17 protein-coding genes are annotated in these 18,775 nt (G+C 66.9%); 9 read left to right on the top strand and 8 right to left on the bottom strand.

Annotated features, from left to right (window positions below; genetic code table 11):
- Positions 1 to 20 precede the first annotated feature (20 nt).
- Genes A8M77_RS09570 through A8M77_RS09585 form a run of 4 tightly spaced genes read right to left on the bottom strand, consistent with a single transcriptional unit; the run spans position 21 to position 2,429 of the window.
- A complete protein-coding gene (locus A8M77_RS09570; RefSeq protein ID WP_086921318.1) occupies positions 21 to 590 on the bottom strand; it encodes an RDD family protein in 570 nt (189 codons plus the stop codon).
- Between the two features lie 12 nt (positions 591 to 602).
- Positions 603 to 1,421, bottom strand: a complete 819-nt coding sequence (locus tag A8M77_RS09575; protein ID WP_086921319.1) for a DUF3106 domain-containing protein — start codon at positions 1,419 to 1,421, stop codon at positions 603 to 605.
- A gap of 19 nt (positions 1,422 to 1,440) precedes the next feature.
- Positions 1,441 to 1,866 (bottom strand): DUF3619 family protein, encoded by a 426-nt coding sequence (locus A8M77_RS09580; RefSeq protein WP_086921320.1) that lies wholly within the window; start codon positions 1,864 to 1,866, stop codon positions 1,441 to 1,443.
- Positions 1,863 to 2,429 carry an RNA polymerase sigma factor gene (locus A8M77_RS09585; protein WP_086921321.1) on the bottom strand — a complete coding sequence of 189 codons (567 nt, stop codon included), beginning with the start codon at positions 2,427 to 2,429 and terminating at the stop codon, positions 1,863 to 1,865. The genes A8M77_RS09580 and A8M77_RS09585 overlap by 4 nt, the downstream gene beginning before the upstream one ends.
- A gap of 284 nt (positions 2,430 to 2,713) precedes the next feature.
- On the opposite strand from A8M77_RS09585, the gene A8M77_RS09590 reads away from it, so the two are divergent.
- From A8M77_RS09590 to A8M77_RS09620, 7 genes are all read left to right on the top strand, one after another.
- Positions 2,714 to 4,489, top strand: a complete 1,776-nt coding sequence (locus A8M77_RS09590; protein ID WP_086921322.1) for an acetolactate synthase 3 catalytic subunit — start codon at positions 2,714 to 2,716, stop codon at positions 4,487 to 4,489.
- Between the two features lie 131 nt (positions 4,490 to 4,620).
- Positions 4,621 to 5,112: an acetolactate synthase small subunit gene (gene ilvN, locus A8M77_RS09595; RefSeq protein WP_086921323.1), complete on the top strand. Its 492-nt coding sequence runs from the start codon at positions 4,621 to 4,623 to the stop codon at positions 5,110 to 5,112.
- Between the two features lie 54 nt (positions 5,113 to 5,166).
- Positions 5,167 to 6,183: a ketol-acid reductoisomerase gene (gene ilvC / locus A8M77_RS09600; RefSeq protein ID WP_086921324.1), complete on the top strand. Its 1,017-nt coding sequence runs from the start codon at positions 5,167 to 5,169 to the stop codon at positions 6,181 to 6,183.
- A 90-nt stretch (positions 6,184 to 6,273) separates the two neighbouring features.
- Complete coding sequence (gene pssA, locus A8M77_RS09605; protein WP_086921325.1) at positions 6,274 to 7,098, top strand: CDP-diacylglycerol--serine O-phosphatidyltransferase; 825 nt, start codon at positions 6,274 to 6,276, stop codon at positions 7,096 to 7,098.
- A 182-nt stretch (positions 7,099 to 7,280) separates the two neighbouring features.
- On the top strand, positions 7,281 to 8,990 hold the full coding sequence (gene leuA / locus A8M77_RS09610; protein ID WP_086921326.1) for a 2-isopropylmalate synthase: 1,710 nt from the start codon (positions 7,281 to 7,283) through the stop codon (positions 8,988 to 8,990).
- A 16-nt stretch (positions 8,991 to 9,006) separates the two neighbouring features.
- Positions 9,007 to 10,545 (top strand): 2-isopropylmalate synthase, encoded by a 1,539-nt coding sequence (locus tag A8M77_RS09615; RefSeq protein WP_086921327.1) that lies wholly within the window; start codon positions 9,007 to 9,009, stop codon positions 10,543 to 10,545.
- Positions 10,546 to 10,660: 115 nt separating this feature from the next.
- Positions 10,661 to 11,839, top strand: coding sequence for a serine hydrolase (locus tag A8M77_RS09620; RefSeq protein ID WP_086921328.1), 1,179 nt, complete (start codon positions 10,661 to 10,663; stop codon positions 11,837 to 11,839).
- 46 nt (positions 11,840 to 11,885) lie between these two features.
- Here the strand turns inward: A8M77_RS09620 and A8M77_RS09625 are convergent, their stop codons facing one another.
- Genes A8M77_RS09625 through aat form a run of 3 tightly spaced genes read right to left on the bottom strand, consistent with a single transcriptional unit; the run spans position 11,886 to position 14,217 of the window.
- Entirely contained in the window at positions 11,886 to 12,686 is an 801-nt protein-coding gene (locus A8M77_RS09625; RefSeq protein WP_086921329.1) for an IclR family transcriptional regulator, read from the bottom strand.
- 32 nt (positions 12,687 to 12,718) lie between these two features.
- A complete protein-coding gene (locus A8M77_RS09630; RefSeq protein ID WP_086921330.1) occupies positions 12,719 to 13,468 on the bottom strand; it encodes an arginyltransferase in 750 nt (249 codons plus the stop codon).
- Entirely contained in the window at positions 13,465 to 14,217 is a 753-nt protein-coding gene (aat, locus tag A8M77_RS09635; protein ID WP_086921331.1) for a leucyl/phenylalanyl-tRNA--protein transferase, read from the bottom strand. Before aat ends, A8M77_RS09630 begins: the two co-directional genes overlap by 4 nt.
- 116 nt (positions 14,218 to 14,333) lie before the next feature.
- On the opposite strand from aat, the gene A8M77_RS09640 reads away from it, so the two are divergent.
- Positions 14,334 to 16,664 carry a xanthine dehydrogenase family protein molybdopterin-binding subunit gene (locus A8M77_RS09640; RefSeq protein ID WP_086921332.1) on the top strand — a complete coding sequence of 777 codons (2,331 nt, stop codon included), beginning with the start codon at positions 14,334 to 14,336 and terminating at the stop codon, positions 16,662 to 16,664.
- A gap of 15 nt (positions 16,665 to 16,679) precedes the next feature.
- Here A8M77_RS09640 and pobA read toward each other — a convergent pair whose 3' ends face one another.
- Complete coding sequence (gene pobA, locus A8M77_RS09645; RefSeq protein ID WP_086921333.1) at positions 16,680 to 17,861, bottom strand: 4-hydroxybenzoate 3-monooxygenase; 1,182 nt, start codon at positions 17,859 to 17,861, stop codon at positions 16,680 to 16,682.
- 132 nt (positions 17,862 to 17,993) lie between these two features.
- On the opposite strand from pobA, the gene A8M77_RS09650 reads away from it, so the two are divergent.
- Positions 17,994 to 18,764: an IclR family transcriptional regulator domain-containing protein gene (locus A8M77_RS09650; RefSeq protein ID WP_086921334.1), complete on the top strand. Its 771-nt coding sequence runs from the start codon at positions 17,994 to 17,996 to the stop codon at positions 18,762 to 18,764.
- Positions 18,765 to 18,775 lie beyond the last annotated feature (11 nt).

Consider the following 18,775-nt stretch of genomic DNA (forward strand, 5'->3'; position numbering starts at 1 on the left):
CGGTGCGGCCGGGCGGCGGCTCATCGGCGGCTCAGGGGTTTGGAGGGAATCAGGCGGGTGCCGGCCCAGGCGTCGTGCCAGAACTGGCGCTCGGGATGGAAGCGCGAGAGCAGGGCCCAGACGATCACCCAGCCGAAGATCAGCACGGCGGATTCGCCGCCGCCCAGCTTGAAAGGTGCGATGGCGGCCAGCGGCGGCAGGAACCAGATCCAGGACAGCAGGTAGCGCAGCAGGGCGCGGCCCTGGCTGACCGGCCGGCCGAAGCGGTCGACCACGCGCAGGCCCCAGGTTTTCATGGCCAGCGTCTGCCCTCTGGACCAGAACCAGACGAAATAGACGCCGAACACGACGAAGAGGAAGGCCTGCAGCAGATGCCGCCGGGAATCCATCGCGTCGCGCATCTGGCCCAGGGTGCTGAACAGCCAGCCTGCGACGAAGACCACCGCGAACAGCAGCATGCCCTCGTAGAGCCAGCAGGCCATGCGCCGCCACAGCCCGGGCGCGATGAGGGCGGCTGGGGCGGGCGGGGTGGAGGAGTCAGGGAGCGTGCAGCCGCGGACGCCGGCGCTGTCGGGGGAACTGGAAGCCATCGGCAGCTTGTATCACGGCGCGGCGGTGGGCTGGTCGGAAGTGCGTACGGCCGGCGTGGAGGAAATAGGCGTGTCCGCGGGGGCGGTCGGGGCGGAAGGCGGTGGGACCTGTGCCTCTGCCGTGACGGGTGCGCCAGAGGGCGCGGCCACGGCCGGCATCGTTACCGGAACGGCCGCCGGCAGCCGCGTGACCACGGGCGCCGGTGGTGTCAGCTGGATCCGCGGCGTGTGCCCTCCGTCCGCGGTCAGGGCGGGCAGCGGGACCAGTTTCTGCGCCGGCACCGGCCGGATCGAAGCCGCGGCGCCGGGTCGGGGCGTTGCGCGCGAGGCCAGTTCGCGCTTTTCTTCTTCGCTGAGGGCCTGGTAGGCCTCCCACTTGGCCTTGCGCTCGTCGATCGGCACCTGCTTGACCTCGGCGAAGTTGAAGCGAGCCAGGGTGCGCTCCTGGTTGCTCAGCTGGGCCCATTCCGTCATGCGGCTGTGCAGGACTCCCTGCTCGTCCGGCGACATGGTGGCGTAGTTGCGCGACAGCGCCAGCCACTTGCGCTTGTGAGGCTCGGTCAGTGCGTCCCAATGGGGGGCAAGCGGTTGCAGGGCGCGCTGCTGCCGCGCACTCAGGTCGCGCCATAGCGGCTTGGAGACAACCGGCTTCGCCACCGAGGTGGGTGCGGCCGGGTCGCCAGTCCTGGTCTGCGCATCCGCCGCTGCCGCGAGCGCCAGCAGCACGGCCACGCCCACGCCCACGCCCACGCCCGCCACTGCGCCCGACCGGAGCGGGCGGTGCGGGTTGGGGGTCAGCGCTTTCGCGCTGGAGCGGGGGGGCTGTGACATGCGGAGGAGGGGCGGGAAATCAGCGTTGGGAAGCGCCCTCGGCTTTCAGGAACTGGGCGAAGCCCGGGTCCGTGTAGGCGGCGGGCGGGAGGTCGTCGGTCAGCAGGGCGGCATCGACTTCCGCCAGCTCGTTGGCCCGGTTGTCCTCCTGCAAGGTGGTAATCACAAGGAGGCCCGCCACCAGCGCGATCAGCGGGATCACGGAGCCGATACGGGTCCACCAGCCGGCGCCCAGCGCCGCGGTGCCGCCGTTCTGCACCACGGCGGGTGTCGTCTGCAGTAGCCGCACCACCTTGCGGCGCGCCAACGCCTGTTCGCGGGCGGCGCGCAGGCGCTCGCCGATGTCGTGCGGCAGATCCTGGGTCCCGGCCGACAGCCGAACGGCCACCCGACGGGCGAACCGCTCCTCGATCGCGGCAGAGGTGGTCGAAAGCGTTGTATTCATAGCGAAATTCCCTTGGCCTTGAGCGCCTTGCTCAGGGCATGGACGGCACGCGAACAGTGGGTTTTGACGCTGCCCTCGGAGCAGCCCATTGCGGCGGCCGTCTCGGCGACATCCATTTCCTCCCAGTAACGCATCAAAAACGCCTCGCGTTGACGACCCGGCAAAGCGGCGATTTGTTCCTCGATCTCGTGAAAAATCTGGGCGCGCCGGGTGCTGTCCTCGGCGCTTTCGCTTTCCCGGGTGTCCGGCTCGGCCGTGAAATGCTCGAGCAGGTCGAATTCGCCGTCCTCCGCGGTCGCCTCGATGTCGCTCATGTTGGAGAACAGCGCCCGCCGGGTCTTCTGGCGTCGGAACCAATCCAGGGTGCAGTTCGAGAGGATGCGCTGGAACAGCAGCGGCAACTCGTTGGGCGGCTTGTCGCCATAGTGCTCGGCCAGCTTCATCATGCTGTCCTGCACGATGTCGAGTGCGGCCTCCTCGTCCCGCACGTGGTAGACCGTGCGTTTGAAAGCACGCCGCTCGGCGCCCTTCAGGAAATCGGAGAGTTCTTGTTCAGTGGCCAAGCGAATCCGGCGCAAGGGGCGCCGCGTGGGGAAGTGTCTCGGGGACGGACTGCTTTTTTGTCGCCGCGGATTATGCCTGTGCGATCGTTACAGATGCCTCTTGGGCGGCGGCGGGCGCTTCCGATGTCATAATCCGCCTTGCAAGTCAAAAGGCAAACGGGTCACGGTCCGGCGGTTCGACAAGTCCGCCCATGGCTTTGGCCTCAAGTTTCGACGCGGCTTCACAAGAGTTGGCGAAGGAGCACCCAAGGTTTTTCGTTCCCGAAAAAACGCAAAGGTTGATCATGGAAATGTCAAAGGCGGAACTCGCTTCCGCAGCAGCCGTCACCGGCAGTCAAACGCAGGAACTCATGGGCGCCGAGGTGCTGGTCAAGGCACTGCAGGCCGAAGGCGTCCAGTACGTCTGGGGCTATCCCGGCGGCGCGGTTCTCTATATTTACGACGCTTTCTATAAGCAGGACACCATTCAGCACGTACTGGTGCGCCACGAGCAGGCGGCCGTGCACGCGGCCGATGGCTACGCACGCGCCACCGGCGAGGTCGGCGTGGCGCTCGTGACTTCGGGGCCGGGCCTGACCAATGCGGTCACAGGTATTGCGACCGCTTACATGGACAGCATCCCGATGGTGATCATCTCGGGCCAGGTGCCGACGGCGGCGATCGGGCTGGATGCCTTCCAGGAATGCGACACCGTCGGCATCACCCGGCCCATCGTCAAGCACAACTTCCTCGTCAAGGATCCCAAGGATCTGGCGATGACGATGAAGAAGGCCTTCCACATCGCGCGCAGCGGCCGGCCGGGCCCGGTGGTGGTGGACGTGCCCAAGGACGTGTCCTTCAAGAAGGTCAGCTACAGCGGTTATCCCGACAAGGTCGAGATGCGCTCGTACAACCCGGTGCGCAAGGGCCATGGCGGGCAGATCCGCAAGGCGCTGCAACTGCTGCTCTCGGCCAAGCGCCCGTATATCTACACCGGCGGCGGTGTGCTGCTCGGCAACGCGACGAACGAGCTGCGCACGTTGGTCGACATGCTCGGCTATCCGGTCACGAACACGCTGATGGGCCTGGGTGCCTACCCGGCCAGCGACCGCAAGTTCCTTGGCATGCTGGGCATGCACGGCACGATCGAGGCCAACAACGCGATGCAGAGCTGCGATGTGCTGCTCGCCGTGGGCGCGCGCTTCGACGATCGCGTGATCGGCAACCCCAAGCACTTCGCCCAGAACGAGCGCAAGATCATCCACATCGACATCGATCCGTCGAGCATCTCGAAGCGGGTGAAGGTCGACATTCCGATCGTCGGCGACGTCAAGGAAGTGCTGACCGAACTGATCTCGATGATCAAGGAAAGTCCGCAGCGCGCCGACCCCGGTGCCCTGGCCGGCTGGTGGGACACCATCGAAGGCTGGCGCAGCAAGGACTGCCTCAACTACGACCGCGGCAACAAGGACGTGATCAAGCCGCAGTACGTGGTCGAGACCCTGTGGAACATGACCAAGGGCACCGACACCTACATCACGTCGGACGTCGGACAGCACCAGATGTGGGCGGCCCAGTACTACCGCTTCGACGAGCCGCGCCGCTGGATCAACTCCGGCGGCCTGGGCACCATGGGCGTGGGCATCCCCTATGCAATGGGCATCAAGCTGGCCAAGCCCGAATCGGAGGTCTTCTGCGTCACCGGCGAGGGCTCGGTGCAGATGTGCATCCAGGAGCTCTCGACCTGCCTGCAGTACAACACCCCGATCAAGATCATCTCGCTGAACAACCGCTACCTCGGCATGGTGCGCCAGTGGCAGGAGATCGAGTACTCGGGCCGCTACAGCCACAGCTACATGGACGCGCTGCCCAACTTCGTGAAGCTGGCCGAGGCCTATGGCCATGTCGGCATGCTGATCGAGCGTCCGCAGGACGTCGAGCCCGCGCTGCGCGAGGCGCGCAAGCTCAAGGATCGGACCGTGTTCATGGATTTCCGCACCGACCCCACCGAGAACGTGTTCCCGATGGTGAAGGCGGGCATGGGCATCACCGAAATGCTGCTGGGTTCCGAGGATCTGTAACGGGCGAAAGCCGGCCTGCGGTGCGGGCTGGCTCCTTGATTAACTTTTTTTGCGGATGAATCTATTGTCCGCCGAGCCCGCGCATTACCGTGCACGGGGGAGGGCGGCGAAAAGAGGAATCCCTTCCTGACATGAAACACATCATTGCCGTGCTGCTCGAGAACGAGCCCGGTGCACTCTCCCGCGTCGTGGGCCTCTTCTCCGCCCGCGGCTACAACATCGAATCGCTGACAGTCGCGCCCACGGAGGACCCAAGCCTCTCGCGCATGACGATCGTCACTGCCGGCTCGGACGACGTGATCGAACAGATCACCAAGCACCTCAACCGCCTCATCGAGGTCGTCAAGGTCGTCGACCTGACCGAGGGCGCCTACACCGAGCGCGAGCTCATGATGGTGAAGGTGCGGGCGGTCGGCAAGGAGCGCGAGGAGATGATGCGCATGGCGGAGATCTTCCGCGGCCGCATCATCGACGTGACCGACAAGAGCTACACCGTCGAGCTCACCGGCGACCACGGAAAGAACGACGCCTTCCTCGAGGCGATCGACCGCGGCGCCATCCTCGAGACCGTCCGTACCGGCGCCAGCGGCATCGGCCGCGGCGAGCGCATCCTGCGCGTCTGACAAGCCCCCTCTACACCCACCACACATCACCGAATCTACGAAGGAGCAAGCACCATGAAGGTCTATTACGACAAGGACGCCGATCTGAGCCTGATCAAGGGGAAGACCGTCGCGATCATCGGTTACGGCAGCCAGGGCCATGCGCACGCGCAGAACCTCAACGACAGCGGCGTGAAGGTCGTCGTCGGCCTGCGCAAGGGTGGCGCTTCCTGGCCCAAGGTCGAGAAGGCCGGCCTCAAGGTCGCCGAGGTGGCGGAGGCCGTGAAGTCGGCCGACGTGGTCATGATCCTGCTGCCCGACGAGCAGATCGCCAGCGTCTACAAGAACGACGTGGCGCCGAACATCAAGGAAGGTGCTTCGCTCGTGTTCGCGCATGGCTTCAACGTCCACTACGGCTTCGTCCAGCCGCGCGCAGATCTCGACGTGTGGATGGTGGCGCCCAAGGCCCCTGGCCACACCGTGCGCAGCACCTACACCCAGGGCGGCGGCGTGCCGCACCTGATCGCGGTGCATGCCGACAAGAGCGGCAAGGCGCGTGACCTGGCGCTGTCCTACGCGACGGCCAATGGCGGCGGCAAGGCCGGCATCATCGAGACCAACTTCCGCGAGGAAACCGAGACCGACCTGTTCGGCGAGCAGGCCGTACTGTGCGGCGGCACCGTGGAACTGATCAAGGCCGGCTTCGAGACGCTGGTGGAAGCCGGCTACGCGCCCGAGATGGCCTACTTCGAGTGCCTGCACGAGCTGAAGCTGATCGTCGACCTGATCTACGAAGGCGGCATCGCCAACATGAACTACTCGATCTCGAACAACGCCGAGTACGGCGAGTACGTGACGGGTCCGCGCATCGTGACCGACGAAACCAAGAAGGTCATGAAGCAGGTTCTGCGTGACATCCAGACCGGCGAGTACGCCAAGAGCTTCGTGCTTGAGAACGCGGGTGGCGCGCCCACGCTGATCAGCCGCCGCCGCCTGAACGCGGAGCACCAGATCGAAGTGGTCGGCGAGAAGCTGCGCGCCATGATGCCCTGGATCAAGAAGAACAAGCTGGTCGACCAGTCTCGTAACTGATCGGCACCCGATCCAGCTCCGGAGGGCCACCCACGAGGTGGCCCTTTTCTTTGAGGCGGCCCGTGCCGCTGAACTACACTGCGCCGATCCATGCATGACGACACGCTCCCCGATGATGCAGCGCCGCGCAAGCGTCGCAAGGGCATCTACATCCTGCCTAACCTGTTCACGCTGGCGGCGCTGTTCGGCGGCTTTTACTCGGTCGTGATGGCCATGAACGGGCGCTTCGATCTGGCGGCGCTGGGCGTCTTCGCCGCCATGATCCTCGACAGCCTGGACGGTCGCGTGGCGCGCTTGACCAACACGCAGAGCGCCTTCGGCGAGCAGATGGATTCGCTGTCCGACATGGTGTCCTTCGGCGCGGCGCCGGCGCTGATCGCCTACGAATGGTCGCTCAAGGGCCTGGGCCGCTGGGGCTGGATCGCGGCCTTCGTCTACTGTGCGTGCGCGGCGCTGCGGCTGGCGCGCTTCAACGTCAACACCGGCGTGGTCGACAAGCGCTGGTTCCAGGGCCTGCCGTCGCCGGCGGCTGCGGCGCTGGTGGCGGGCTTCATCTGGCTCATGACGGAATGGGGCAAGCGCGGCGGTGAGGTGCTCTATCTCTCCTGGCACCAGATCACCTGGATCACCTTCGGCTTCACGCTCTACGCGGGCCTGACGATGGTGACCAACGCGCCTTTCTACAGCTTCAAGGATGTCCAGGTGAAGAAGAGCGTGCCCTTCGCGGTGATCGTGCTGATCGCGCTGGCCATCGCCGTCATCAACATCCACCCGCCGACTGTGCTGTTCGGCGTGTTCGTCGCCTACGGACTGAGCGGCTACGTGGTCTACGGCTGGCGCAAGGCCAAGGGCCAGCACGTGAGCGTGATCAGCACCTCGACCGAGGAACCCGACGAGCGCGGCCTGCACAAGTGATTCGGCCTGTGTTACATTCGCGACTCCCATGAACAAGATTTCGCTGGCCCTACTACTGATCCCCTACGGGCGGAGACGGTAGAGCGCGCAAGCGAATCCATCACACGGCCCGTTCGCACCAGCAACGGGCCGTTTGTTTTGGGGTTGCTGGTTGTCCATCCAACCACAGCGAGAAATACCAGATGTTGAAGCAACCCGACCGCAAGTACCGCGCCTCCGCGCCGATCGGCCTCAAGGACCGGACCTGGCCCGATGCCGTCCTGACCCAGGCCCCGATCTGGCTGTCGACCGACCTGCGCGACGGCAACCAGGCGCTGGTGGAGCCGATGGACATCGCTCGCAAGATGCGCATGTTCGAGACGCTGGTGGCGATCGGCTTCAAGGAGATCGAGGTCGGATTTCCCTCGGCCTCGCAGATCGAGTTCGATTTTGTCCGCAAGCTGATCGAGGAAGACCGGATTCCCGACGACGTGACGATCCAGGTGCTGACGCAGGCACGCGACCACCTGATCGAGCGCACCTTCGAGGCTCTCCAGGGCGCGCCGCGCGTGATCGTGCATCTCTACAACGCCGTCGCGCCGGTGATGCGCCGTGTGGTGCTCGGCATGGACGAAGACCAGATCGTCGAGCTTGCGACCTCGCATGCCCGCATGTTCAACGAACTCGCCGCGAAGCAGCCGGCGACGCAATGGACCTTCCAGTACTCGCCCGAGATGTTCTCGGGCACCGAACTGGCCTTCTCGAAGCGGGTCGTCGATGCGGTGACCGAGGTCTGGGCCCCGACGCCCGAGCGCAAGTGCATCGTCAACCTGCCCTCGACGGTCGAGCACTCCACCCCCAACATCTTCGCCGACATGATCGAGTGGATGCACCGGAACCTGGCCCGGCGCGATTCGATCGTGCTGTGCGTGCATCCGCACAACGACCGCGGCACCGGCACGGCGGCCGGCGAGTTCGCCCTGATGGCGGGCGCCGAGCGCATCGAGGGTTGCCTGTTCGGCAACGGCGAGCGCACCGGCAACCTGGACTTGGTGAATGTCGCGCTCAACCTGTACACGCAGGGCGTCTCGCCGGGCCTGGACTTCTCGAACATCGACGAGATCCGCGCCACGGTCGAGCACTGCAACCAGCTGCCGGTGCATCCGCGCCATCCCTACGTCGGCGACCTCGTCTACACCTCGTTCTCCGGCTCGCATCAGGACGCGATCAAGAAGGCTTTCGCGGCGCGCAAGGAGGGCGACATGTGGGAAATGCCTTATCTGCCGATCGACCCGAAGGACGTGGGCCGCAGCTACGAGGCGGTGATCCGCGTCAACAGCCAGTCGGGCAAGGGCGGCATTTCCTACCTGCTCGAAAGCGAGTACGGCCTCGAGCTGCCGCGGCGCCTGCAGATGGAATTCAGCCAGGTGGTGCAGCGGGTGATGGACGTGGCAGGCAAGGAGTTCACGGCTGCCGATCTCTGGCAGCTGTTCGAAGGCGAGTACCGTATCGGCGACCAGCAGATGGCCCCCCAGCACCGTGTACTCGAGGAGCGGGGCGAGGGCGCTGACGCATTGGTGGTGCTGCGCGCCGACCTGCCATGGGACGGCGAGGTGCGCCGCATCGAAGGTCAAGGCAACGGGCCGATCGACGCCTTCATCCACGCACTGGCCGACGCCACCGGGCACTCGATCCGGGTGATCGACTATCACCAGCACGCCATCGGCGCCGGTGCCGACGCGCAGGCCGTGGCCTATCTCGAGCTGCGGGTGGACGAAAACCAGACGCTGTTCGGCGTCGGCCGCGATGCCGACATCGTCTCGGCCTCGCTCAAGGCAATCGTTTCCGGTCTGGTACGAGCCCGGGCGCAGGGCGCGCGCAGCGCACAATCGGAGGCTGCAGAAGCCGCCTGAATCTAGGAGACCCGCGATGGCCGACAAACTCATCATCTTCGACACCACCCTGCGTGACGGCGAGCAGTCGCCAGGCGCCTCGATGACCAAGGACGAGAAGCTGCGCATCGCGCGCCAGCTGGAGCGGCTGCGGGTCGACGTCATCGAGGCCGGCTTCCCGGCCAGCTCGAACGGTGATTTCGAGGCCGTCGCGGCGATCGCCGGCGCGATCAAGGAGTCGACGGTCTGCGGCCTTTCGCGGGCCAACGACCGCGACATCTCCCGCGCCGCCGAGGCGCTGAAGGGGGCGGCCCGCAGCCGCATCCACACCTTCATCGCGACTTCGCCGCTGCACATGGAAAAGAAGCTGCGAATGACGCCCGACGAGGTGTTCGAGCAGGCCAAGCTGTCGGTGCGCTTCGCGCGCAACCTGGTCGGCGACGTCGAGTTCAGTCCCGAAGACGGCTATCGCAGCGACGCCGATTTCCTGTGCCGGGTGCTGGAGGCCGTCATCCGCGAGGGCGCCACCACCATCAACGTGCCCGACACGGTGGGCTACGCGGTCCCCGAGCTCTACGGCAACTTCCTCAAGACGCTGCGCGAGCGCATTCCCAACAGCGACAAGGCCATCTGGTCCGTGCACTGCCACAACGATCTGGGCATGGCGGTCGCGAACTCCCTGGCCGGCGTGAAGATCGGCGGGGCCAGGCAGGTGGAATGCACCATCAACGGCCTGGGCGAGCGGGCCGGCAACTGCTCGCTGGAAGAGATCGTGATGGCCGTGAAGACACGAAAGGATTACTTCGGTCTGGAGCTCGGCATCGACACCCGCCACATCGTGGCCGCCAGCCGCATGGTCAGCCAGACCACCGGCTTCGTGGTGCAGCCCAACAAGGCGGTGGTGGGGGCCAATGCCTTCGCCCATGCCTCGGGCATCCACCAGGACGGTGTGCTCAAGGCGCGCGACACCTACGAGATCATGCGGGCCGAGGACGTGGGCTGGACGGCCAACAAGATCGTGCTGGGCAAGCTCAGCGGCCGCAACGCCTTCAAGCAGCGCCTGCAGGAGCTGGGCGTGGCGATGGAGAGCGAGGCCGACATCAACGCCGCTTTCTCGCGCTTCAAAGAGCTTGCCGACAGAAAAAGCGAAATATTTGACGAAGACATCCTCGCACTTGTAAGCGACGAGGAGCACTCGCACGTTTCCGAACAGTTTGGTTTTGTATCCTTGGCGCAGCACAGCGAAACCGGCGAGCGGCCCCAGGCGCGGATCGTTTTCACGGTGCATGGCAAGGAAGTCACGAGCGAATCCGAAGGCAATGGCCCGGTTGATGCTTCCCTGAAGGCCATCGAAGCCCACGTGAAGAGCGGAGCGGAGATGGTGCTCTATTCGGTCAATGCGATCAGCGGGTCGACCGAGAGCCAGGGCGAGGTCACGGTCCGGTTGCAGAACGCCGGCCGGGTCGTCAACGGCGTCGGTGCCGATCCGGACATCGTGGTGGCATCCGCCAAGGCTTATTTGAGTGCACTCAACAAGTTACAGAGCCAAGCTGAGAGAGTGGCAGCGCAGGGTTAGTTGCAGCGAGGATCCTTTGAATCGAATGAAGAAAAGGATGCAAGTAACTGATATTGCGTGCCTTTTTTGATTTCGATAAACTGCGGTTTCTGATTGTTGCCGCTGGAGATTTTTGATGCCCGAAGCCTGCTCTTATCGAGTATCCAGCCAGCGGTTCCTCCCCGCTCTTCGCCTTCTCGCCGTCGCGCTTTGTGCCACGGCGTTTTTGTTGCCCGCGGCGGAGGCTGCCAAGAAGGAAAAGGCAGCGGCAGGAAAGAAGGCGCAGCAGGTGAGCGTCGACAGCAAGCGCGGCGGTGCGGCCAAGTCCACGGCTTCCAAGCGCGGCGCCAAGGGCGAACAGGCCGACAAGGTAGTGAGCGGTGGGCGCAATGTGGTGGCGTCGATCCGCAAGCGGGGTGGCAAGACGGTGGTGGCGGTGCAGCGGCGTTCGGTGGTGCGCGTGCCCGAGGTGGCGGCCCGGCAATCGTTCGGCCAGCTCGCCGGCCTGCACAACACCGAGGATGCCCTCGACCTGAAGTCCAGCGTCGCACTCGTGATCGACCAGGACACGCGCGAAGTGCTCTTCAGCAAGAACGACAGCGTCGTGCTGCCGATCGCCTCCCTCACCAAGCTCATGACCGGGCTGCTCATCAGCGAGGCCCATCTGCCCACCGACGAGCTGATCACCATCACCCAGGACGACGTCGACACCGAGAAGGGCAGCCGCTCCCGGCTGACCGTCGGTGCCACGCTGTCGCGTGGCGAACTGCTGCACCTGGCCCTGATGTCCAGCGAGAACCGCGCCGCGCATGCGCTCGGTCGCACCTATCCCGGCGGCCTGGCCACCTTCGTGAGCGTGATGAATGCCAAGGCCAAGATGCTCGGCATGAAGGACACGCGCTACGTCGAGCCCACCGGCCTGTCCAGCCGCAACCAATCGAGCGCGCAGGACCTGGCCCTGCTGGTCAACGCCGCCTATGCCGATGCCACCGTGCGCCAGCTCTCCACTTCGCCGGAGCACCAGGTCGAGGTCGGCAACCGGGTGCTGCAGTACAACACCACCAACCGTCTCGTGAAGAGCCCGGACTGGGACATCGGCCTGCAGAAGACCGGCTACATCTCCGAGGCCGGCCAGTGCCTCGTGATGCAGGCCCGGATTGCCGGACGCAAGCTGATCATGGTGTTCCTGGATTCGGCCGGCAAGCTGGGCCGTATCGGTGACGCCGAGCGCGTGCGGCGCTGGGTCGAGGCCAATCACCACCTGATGAGTCCGGCGGCAGCGCAGCCTGCTCTCGCCACCCAGGTCTCGGGCTGATTCCCCCTTTGCCTCCGCCGGGCGGAGCGCCCGGCCCGATGGCGCCTTACGCCGCCGCCACAGGCGGCGTTTTCGCGCTATAGCCGAGCGCGCTCGAAATTTCGTTGGCGGTCGCCTGCAGCTTGGGCAGCCAGCCGTCGTCCAGGCGGTCGGCCGGCGCCGAGATCGACAGGCCGGCCACCAGCTTCCCCTGGTCGTCATAGATGCCGGCGGCCATGCAGCGCACGCCGAGCTCCAGTTCCTCGTTGTCGCGGGCAATGCCGTACTGGCGGGCCTTGGACAGCTCGCGCTCCAGGGCCGGCAGCTGGGTGATGCTGTTGCGCGTGTGGCCAGCCAGGCCGGTGCGGGTGGCGTAGCTGCGCACGCGCTGGGGCTCGTCCACCGCCAGGAACAGCTTGCCGGTGGAGGTCAGGTGCAGCGGGGCGCGGCCGCCGATGGCGCGCACCACCTGCATGCCGGAGCGCTCGCTGTAGGCGCGCTCGATGTAGACGATCTCATCCCCCTGGCGCATGCTGAGGTTGACCGGCTGCTGCGTGAGCTTGTGCAGCTCTCGCATCGGCGCCATCGCCGCGTCGCGCACATTGAGCCGGCCCTTCACGAGGTTGCCCAGCTCCAGCAGGCGCATGCCGAGACGATAGCTCCCCGCTTCCGGCCGGTCGACGAAGCGGCCAACCGCCAGGTCGTTCAGGATGCGATGGGCCGTGGAGGGATGCAGGCCGGTCTTTTCGCTGATTTCCTTCAGCGAGATCGCTTCCTCGCGGGAGGCCAGCACGTCGATCAGCGAGAACATGCGCTCGATCACCTGGATGACGGGCGCGGCCGGGATATCTGATTGGGGTTTTCTCATGGGCAACGCGGTGGTGGGAACCGGTTGCGATTTTACTTGGTGAAATCGTTTGGCGCTTGCCAACGGCCACTGACAAGCACTTCGTGCGGCTCGAAGCGCGCCTTGTAGTTCATCTTGGCGCTGCCCTTGATCCAGTAGCCCAGGTAGACATGCGCCAGGCCCAGCTTGCGAGCCTGCTCGATCTGCCAGAGCACGCTGTAGTTGCCGTAGCCTGCACCCGGCTCCGGCTCGTAGAACGTGTAGACGGCCGAAAGCCCGTCGTTCAGCACGTCGAGGATGGACACCATCTTCAGCGCCCCCGGGCTGCCGTCCGGATGGGTTTCGCGGAACTCCACCAGGCGCGAATTCACTCGGCTCTGCAGCAGGAACTGGGTGTACTGGTCGATGCTGTCGTGGTCCATGCCGCCGCCCGAGTGCCGCCCGTTCTGGTAGCGCAGGTAGAGCTGGTAGTGCTCGGGCACGAAGCAGAGCTTGAGCACCCTGGCCTGCAGGTCGGCATGGCGGGACAGCGCGCGGCGCTGGCTGCGGTTGGGCTTGAACTGGTTGGCCAGCACGCGCAGCGGCACGCAGGCGTTGCAGCCGTCGCAATGCGGCCGGTAGGTGAACATGCCGCTGCGGCGGAAGCCGCTGAGCACCAGGTCCGAGTAGGCGTCGTTGTGGATCAGGTGGCTCGGCGTCGCCACCTGGGAGCGGGCCTGCCGGTCCGGCAGATAGCTGCAGGGATAGGGCGCCGTCGCGTAGAACTGCAGCGTGTGGAGCGGGAGATCCTTGAGGTGCGTCACGTCGGTCGGGAGCTTCGCGTGGGCAGGAGTTCGGACCAGTATACGGGGTCGAAACGCCACGACGGGCCGCTCAGCCGACGAGCCCCTGCGACGTGTGACAGAAAGCGCGCGCGCGGCATTTCCCGAGCGCCCAGGCTGGCCAGGTGGCTGGTGTTCTGCTGGCAGTCGATCATGCCGATGCCGTGATGGCGGCAGAAGGCGACCAGCGCGGCCAGCGCGATCTTGGAGGCATCGGGCCGGCGCGCGAACATCGATTCGCCGAACACGGCGCGCCCGATCGCCACGCAGTACAGCCCGCCCGCGAGCTCGCCGCCGATCCAGGTCTCGACGCTGTGCGCGTGCCCGGCCTGGTGCAGGCCCGTGTAGGCCTGCACCATCTCGGGCAGGATCCAGGTGCCGTTCTGGCCGACCCTTGGCGCCTCGGAGCAGGCCTGGATCACCATCTCGAAGTCGTGGTCGATCCGGATCTCGCAATCCGGCGCGGCGGCGAAGCGCAGCAGCGTCCTGCGCAGCGAACGGTGCAGCCGGAAGCGGTCCGCCTCGAGCACCATGCGCGGGTCGGGGCTCCACCAGAGGATCGGCTGGCCCTCGCTGAACCAGGGAAAGATGCCGTGCGAGTAGGCCTGCAGCAGGCTGGCCACGTCGAGGCCGCCGCCGGCCGCCAGCAGGCCGGGCACGGGGTCGGATTCGCCCCAGGCCATCGCGGCGTCGGGCAGCGGGTCACCGGGAGCGAGCCAGGGCAGTTGCATGGTTCGAAGATATACACGTCTTCCAGGGGGCGTGTCGTCGTCTGGCGCCGAATAGGCGGGAAGCCCATATAGTCGTTGCTGGCGTGCGGCGGGCGCACAACAGAAAGAGGACCACGGTGACAGCAGAAACCAACCCCTCCCGCTTCGGCAGCGGCCAGGCCGTTCGGCGGCTCGAGGACGAAAGCCTCCTGGCCGGTGCCGGCCGCTACACGGACGACGTCACGCTGCCGGGTCAGACCCATCTCGTGTTCGTGCGTTCCCCCTATCCCCACGCGAAAGTGGCATCGGTCGACACGGCCGGCGCGGCGGCGATGCCCGGCGTCCTGCGCGTGCTCACCGGCGCCGAACTCCAGCAGGCCGGCGTGCAGCCCATGCCGGGCGCGGCGGCCTTCAAGCGCGCCGACGGCGCCGACTGCGCGACGCCCCCGCGCCACGTGCTGGCGGTGGACACGGTGCGCTTCGTCGGCGAGCCGGTCGTGGCCGTGATCGCCGAGAGCGCGCGTCAGGCACGGGATGCCGCCGAAGCGGTGCTGGTCGAGTACGAGGAACTGCCGATGGTGGTGGATACCCAGGCCGCGGCGGCCGAGGGCGCCCCCCTGGTCTGGCCGGCGGCCACTGGCAACATCGCAGCCGAGATGCGCCACGGCAGCATAGAGGCGGCGAGCGAGGCCTTCGCTCGGGCCGATCACGTGGTGGCGCTGGACATCGTCAACCAGCGCGTGGTCGCGCTCACCATCGAGCCGCGCTCGGTGCTTGCCGACGTGGACACCGCATCGGGGCGCCTCTCCATCCGGATGAGCACCCAGATGCCCTCGGGCGTGCGCAACTCAGTGTGCGATGCGATCGGCCTGCCCCGCGAACAGGTGCGCGTGATCGTGGGCGACGTGGGCGGCGGCTTCGGCATGAAGACGGGCGCCTACCCCGAGGACATCGTGGTGGCCTATGCCGCCCATGTGCTGCGCCGCCCGGTCAAGTGGGTGGCCGACCGCAGCGAGGAATTCCTCGCCACCTCCCACGGCCGCGACATCGAGGCGCGGGCCGAGCTGGCGCTCGATGTGCGGGGAAAAATCCTCGCACTGCGCATCCGTACCCTGGCCAACGTCGGTGCCTACGCCACCGGCACCGGCGTCGCGATCCAGCTGCTGATCGGCCCCTGGGTGCAGACCAGCGTCTACGACATCCGGACCATCGACTTCCATTTCCTGGCGGTGCTCACCAACACCGCCCCGACGGGCGCCTACCGCGGCGCCGGCCGCCCGGAGGCGATCTACACCATCGAGCGGCTGATGGACGAAGCCGCCCGCCAGATCGGCATCGACCGCATCGAGCTGCGCCGGCGCAATTTCATCCAGCCGGCGCAGATGCCCTACACCAACCCGATGCAGCAGACCTACGACACCGGCCGCTTCGAATCGGTGATGGACCAGGCCCTGACACTGGCGGACTGGCAGGGCTTCGACGCTCGCGCCGAAGAGTCCCGGGGCCGCGGCCGGCTGCGTGGGCTCGGCATCGCCACCTTCCTGGAATGGACCGGCGGCAACGTGTTCGAGGAGCGCGTCACCGTTTCGGTACAGGCCGACGGCGTGATCGAGGTGTTCTCGGCGGTCAACGCGATGGGGCAGGGCATCGGGACCTCGCTGGCGCAGCTGGTGGTCGATGCCTTCGGCGTGCCCATCGACCGGGTGCGCATCGTGCTGGGTGACACCGACCGCGGCGACGGCTTCGGCAGCGCCGGCTCGCGCTCCATCTTCACCGGCGGCTCGGCCGTGCGCGTGGGGGCCGAGCGCACCATCGACAAGGCCCGCGCCCTGGCGGCGCAGGAGCTCGAAGTCGCGGCCGAAGACCTGCAGTACGCCGCCGGTGTCTTCCGGGTGCCCGGCACCGACCTGCAACTCGACCTGTTCGCGCTGGCCGGCCGCCAGCCGGAGCGCGAGATCTTCGTCGACTCCACCAGCGCCGTCGCCGGCCCCACCTGGCCCAACGGCTGCCACATCTGCGAGGTCGAGATCGACGCACCGACCGGCGAGATCGGCGTGGTCGCCTACGCGTCCGTCAACGACGTGGGCCGGGTCATCAACCCCCTCATCGTGCGCGGCCAGCTCGAGGGCGGCGCCGTCCAGGGCATCGGCCAGGCGCTGCTGGAGCGCGTGGTCTACGACCCGGAGACCGGCCAGCCCGTGACCGGCAGCCTGATGGACTACGCCGCGCCGCGCGCCGAGATCCTGAGCGCCATGATCAAGACCGAGATGGACGAGAGCACGCCCTGCCTGAACAACCCCCTCGGTGTGAAGGGCGTGGGCGAGCTCGGCACCATCGGCGCCACCCCCGCGGTGGTCAACGCGGTGGCGGATGCGCTGGCGCGCAACGGCATGGAAGCGCTGACCGAACGGCTGGACATGCCCCTGACGCCGGCGCGCATCTGGCAGCTGATGCAGCCCGGGCCCTGAGGGCCGGGCGCCGCCTCAGAAATCCTCGAGCGGCAGGCCCACGTAGTTCTCGGCCAGCGAGGTCGAGGCGGCGCGCGAGTGCACCAGGTAGTCGAGCTCGGCTTCCTGGATCTTCTGGCCGAATTCGCCGGTGTCCGGGAAGCGGTGCATCAGCGAGGTGAACCACCAGGAGAAGCGCTCCGCCTTCCAGATACGGCGCAGGCACAGCTCCGAATAGCGGTCCAGTGCCGAGGCGCTGCGCTCGCGGTAGAAGATCTCGAAGGCGCGCGACAGGAAGCCGACGTCGGCGGTCGCGAGGTTGAGGCCTTTGGCGCCGGTGGGCGGCACGATGTGGGCCGCATCGCCGGCCAGGAACAGCCGCCCGAAGCGCATCGGCTCGGCGACGAAGCTGCGCAGCGGCGCGATGCTCTTCTCCAGCGAGGGGCCGGTCACCAGACGCTCGCGCGCCTCGGGGTCCAGGCGCAGGCGCAGCTCGCTCCAGAAGGCCTCGTCGCTCCAGTTCTCCACGCGCTCTTCCACTGGCACCTGCACGTAGTAGCGGCTGCGGGTGGCGCTGCGCATGCTGCACAGCGCAAAGCCGCGCGGGGTGTTCGCGTAGATCAGCTCGTGCGACACCGGTGGCACGTCGGCCAGCACGCCGAGCCAACCGAAGGGGTAGATTTTCTCGAAGGTGTGGATGGCACCTGCGGGCACGCTCGCGCGGCTCACGCCGTGGTAGCCGTCGCAGCCGGCGATGAAGTCGCACTGGATCTCGTGGGTGGCGCCGTCCTTCTCGTAGCGCACGGTCGGACGCTCGCCGTCGAAACCGTGCAGGCTGACGTTGGAAGCGCTGTAGATGGTGGCCAGCCCCTCGGCCTCACGCGCATTCATCAGGTCGTGCGTCACCTCGGTCTGGCCGTAGACCGTGACCTGCTTGCCGCCGGTCAGCCCATGCATGTCGATGCGGTGCCGAGCCCCCTTGAACAACAGCTCGATGCCCTCGTGCGGCAGCCCCTCGGCCTTGGCGCGCGTGTCGACGCCTGCACGCGTCAACAGGTCCATCGTGATCTGTTCCAGCACGCCGGCGCGGATGCGGCCGAGCACGTAGTCGGCGGTCTGCCGCTCGACGATGACGTTGTCGATGCCGGCCTTGAAAAGCAGCTGGCCGAGCAGCAATCCGGCCGGGCCGGCGCCGATGATGGCGACCTGGGTGCGCATGAATGTCTCCTGGTTGGCAATGAGGCCAAGCGTAGGGCGAAGCAGGCTTTTCGGAGCGCCCTGCCGGCATGCTCTGTGCGATGATGAGGCCGCCTGCGCGATGATCGCGCAACACTTGAACCTCCAGCCGCCATGACCATCGCCAAGCCGGACTTCATCGAGGGCATCGCCAAGGGCATGGCCGTGCTCGAGAGCTTCGACACCGAGCGTCAGCGCCTCAATGCCACGCTGGCCGCCGAGCGCGCCGGCCTGACCCGCGCCGCGGCCCGCCGCCACCTGCTCACGCTGGCCCACCTGGGCTACCTGGAGACCGACGGCAGCTACTTCTGGATGGCACCGAAGGTGCTGCGCTTCTCGGGCAGCTACCTCGCCTCCTCCCGGCTGCCGCGCGCGTTGCAGCCCACGCTCAACCGCTTGGCGGCGCAGACCGGCGAGTCCTTCTCCGCCGTGGTGCTGGACGGCGAAGAGGTGGTGATCATCGCGCGCAGCGGCAGCTACGGCACGCCCACGCGCGTGCTCGCCTACGGTCTGCACCTCGGCGCGCGGCTGCCCGCGCATGCGACCTCCACTGGTCGCGTGCTGCTGGCCGCGTTGAGCGCAGCGCAGCTCGCGCAATGGCTCAAGGGACGCGTGCTGCCGCGGCTCACGCCGCACACCGTCACCCAGGCGCGGCTGCTGCGCCAGCGCGTCGCCCAGGTGCGCAAGGACGACTTCTGCTTCGCGAGCGAGGAGCACGAGCTCGGCGTACAGGCGCTGGCCGTGCCGCTGCGCGACATGCAGGGCCATACCGTGGCCGCGCTCAACGTGGTGCTGTCCGGCGCGCGCTACCAGGAAGAGGGGCTGCGCCGCGACATGCTGCCCCTTCTGTTCGAGGCGGCGCGCGAGGTGCGCTCGCTGCTCTGAACTTCGCCGCC

This window comes from Variovorax sp. JS1663, from assembly GCF_002157355.1.
GTDB lineage: Bacteria > Pseudomonadota > Gammaproteobacteria > Burkholderiales > Burkholderiaceae_C > Variovorax.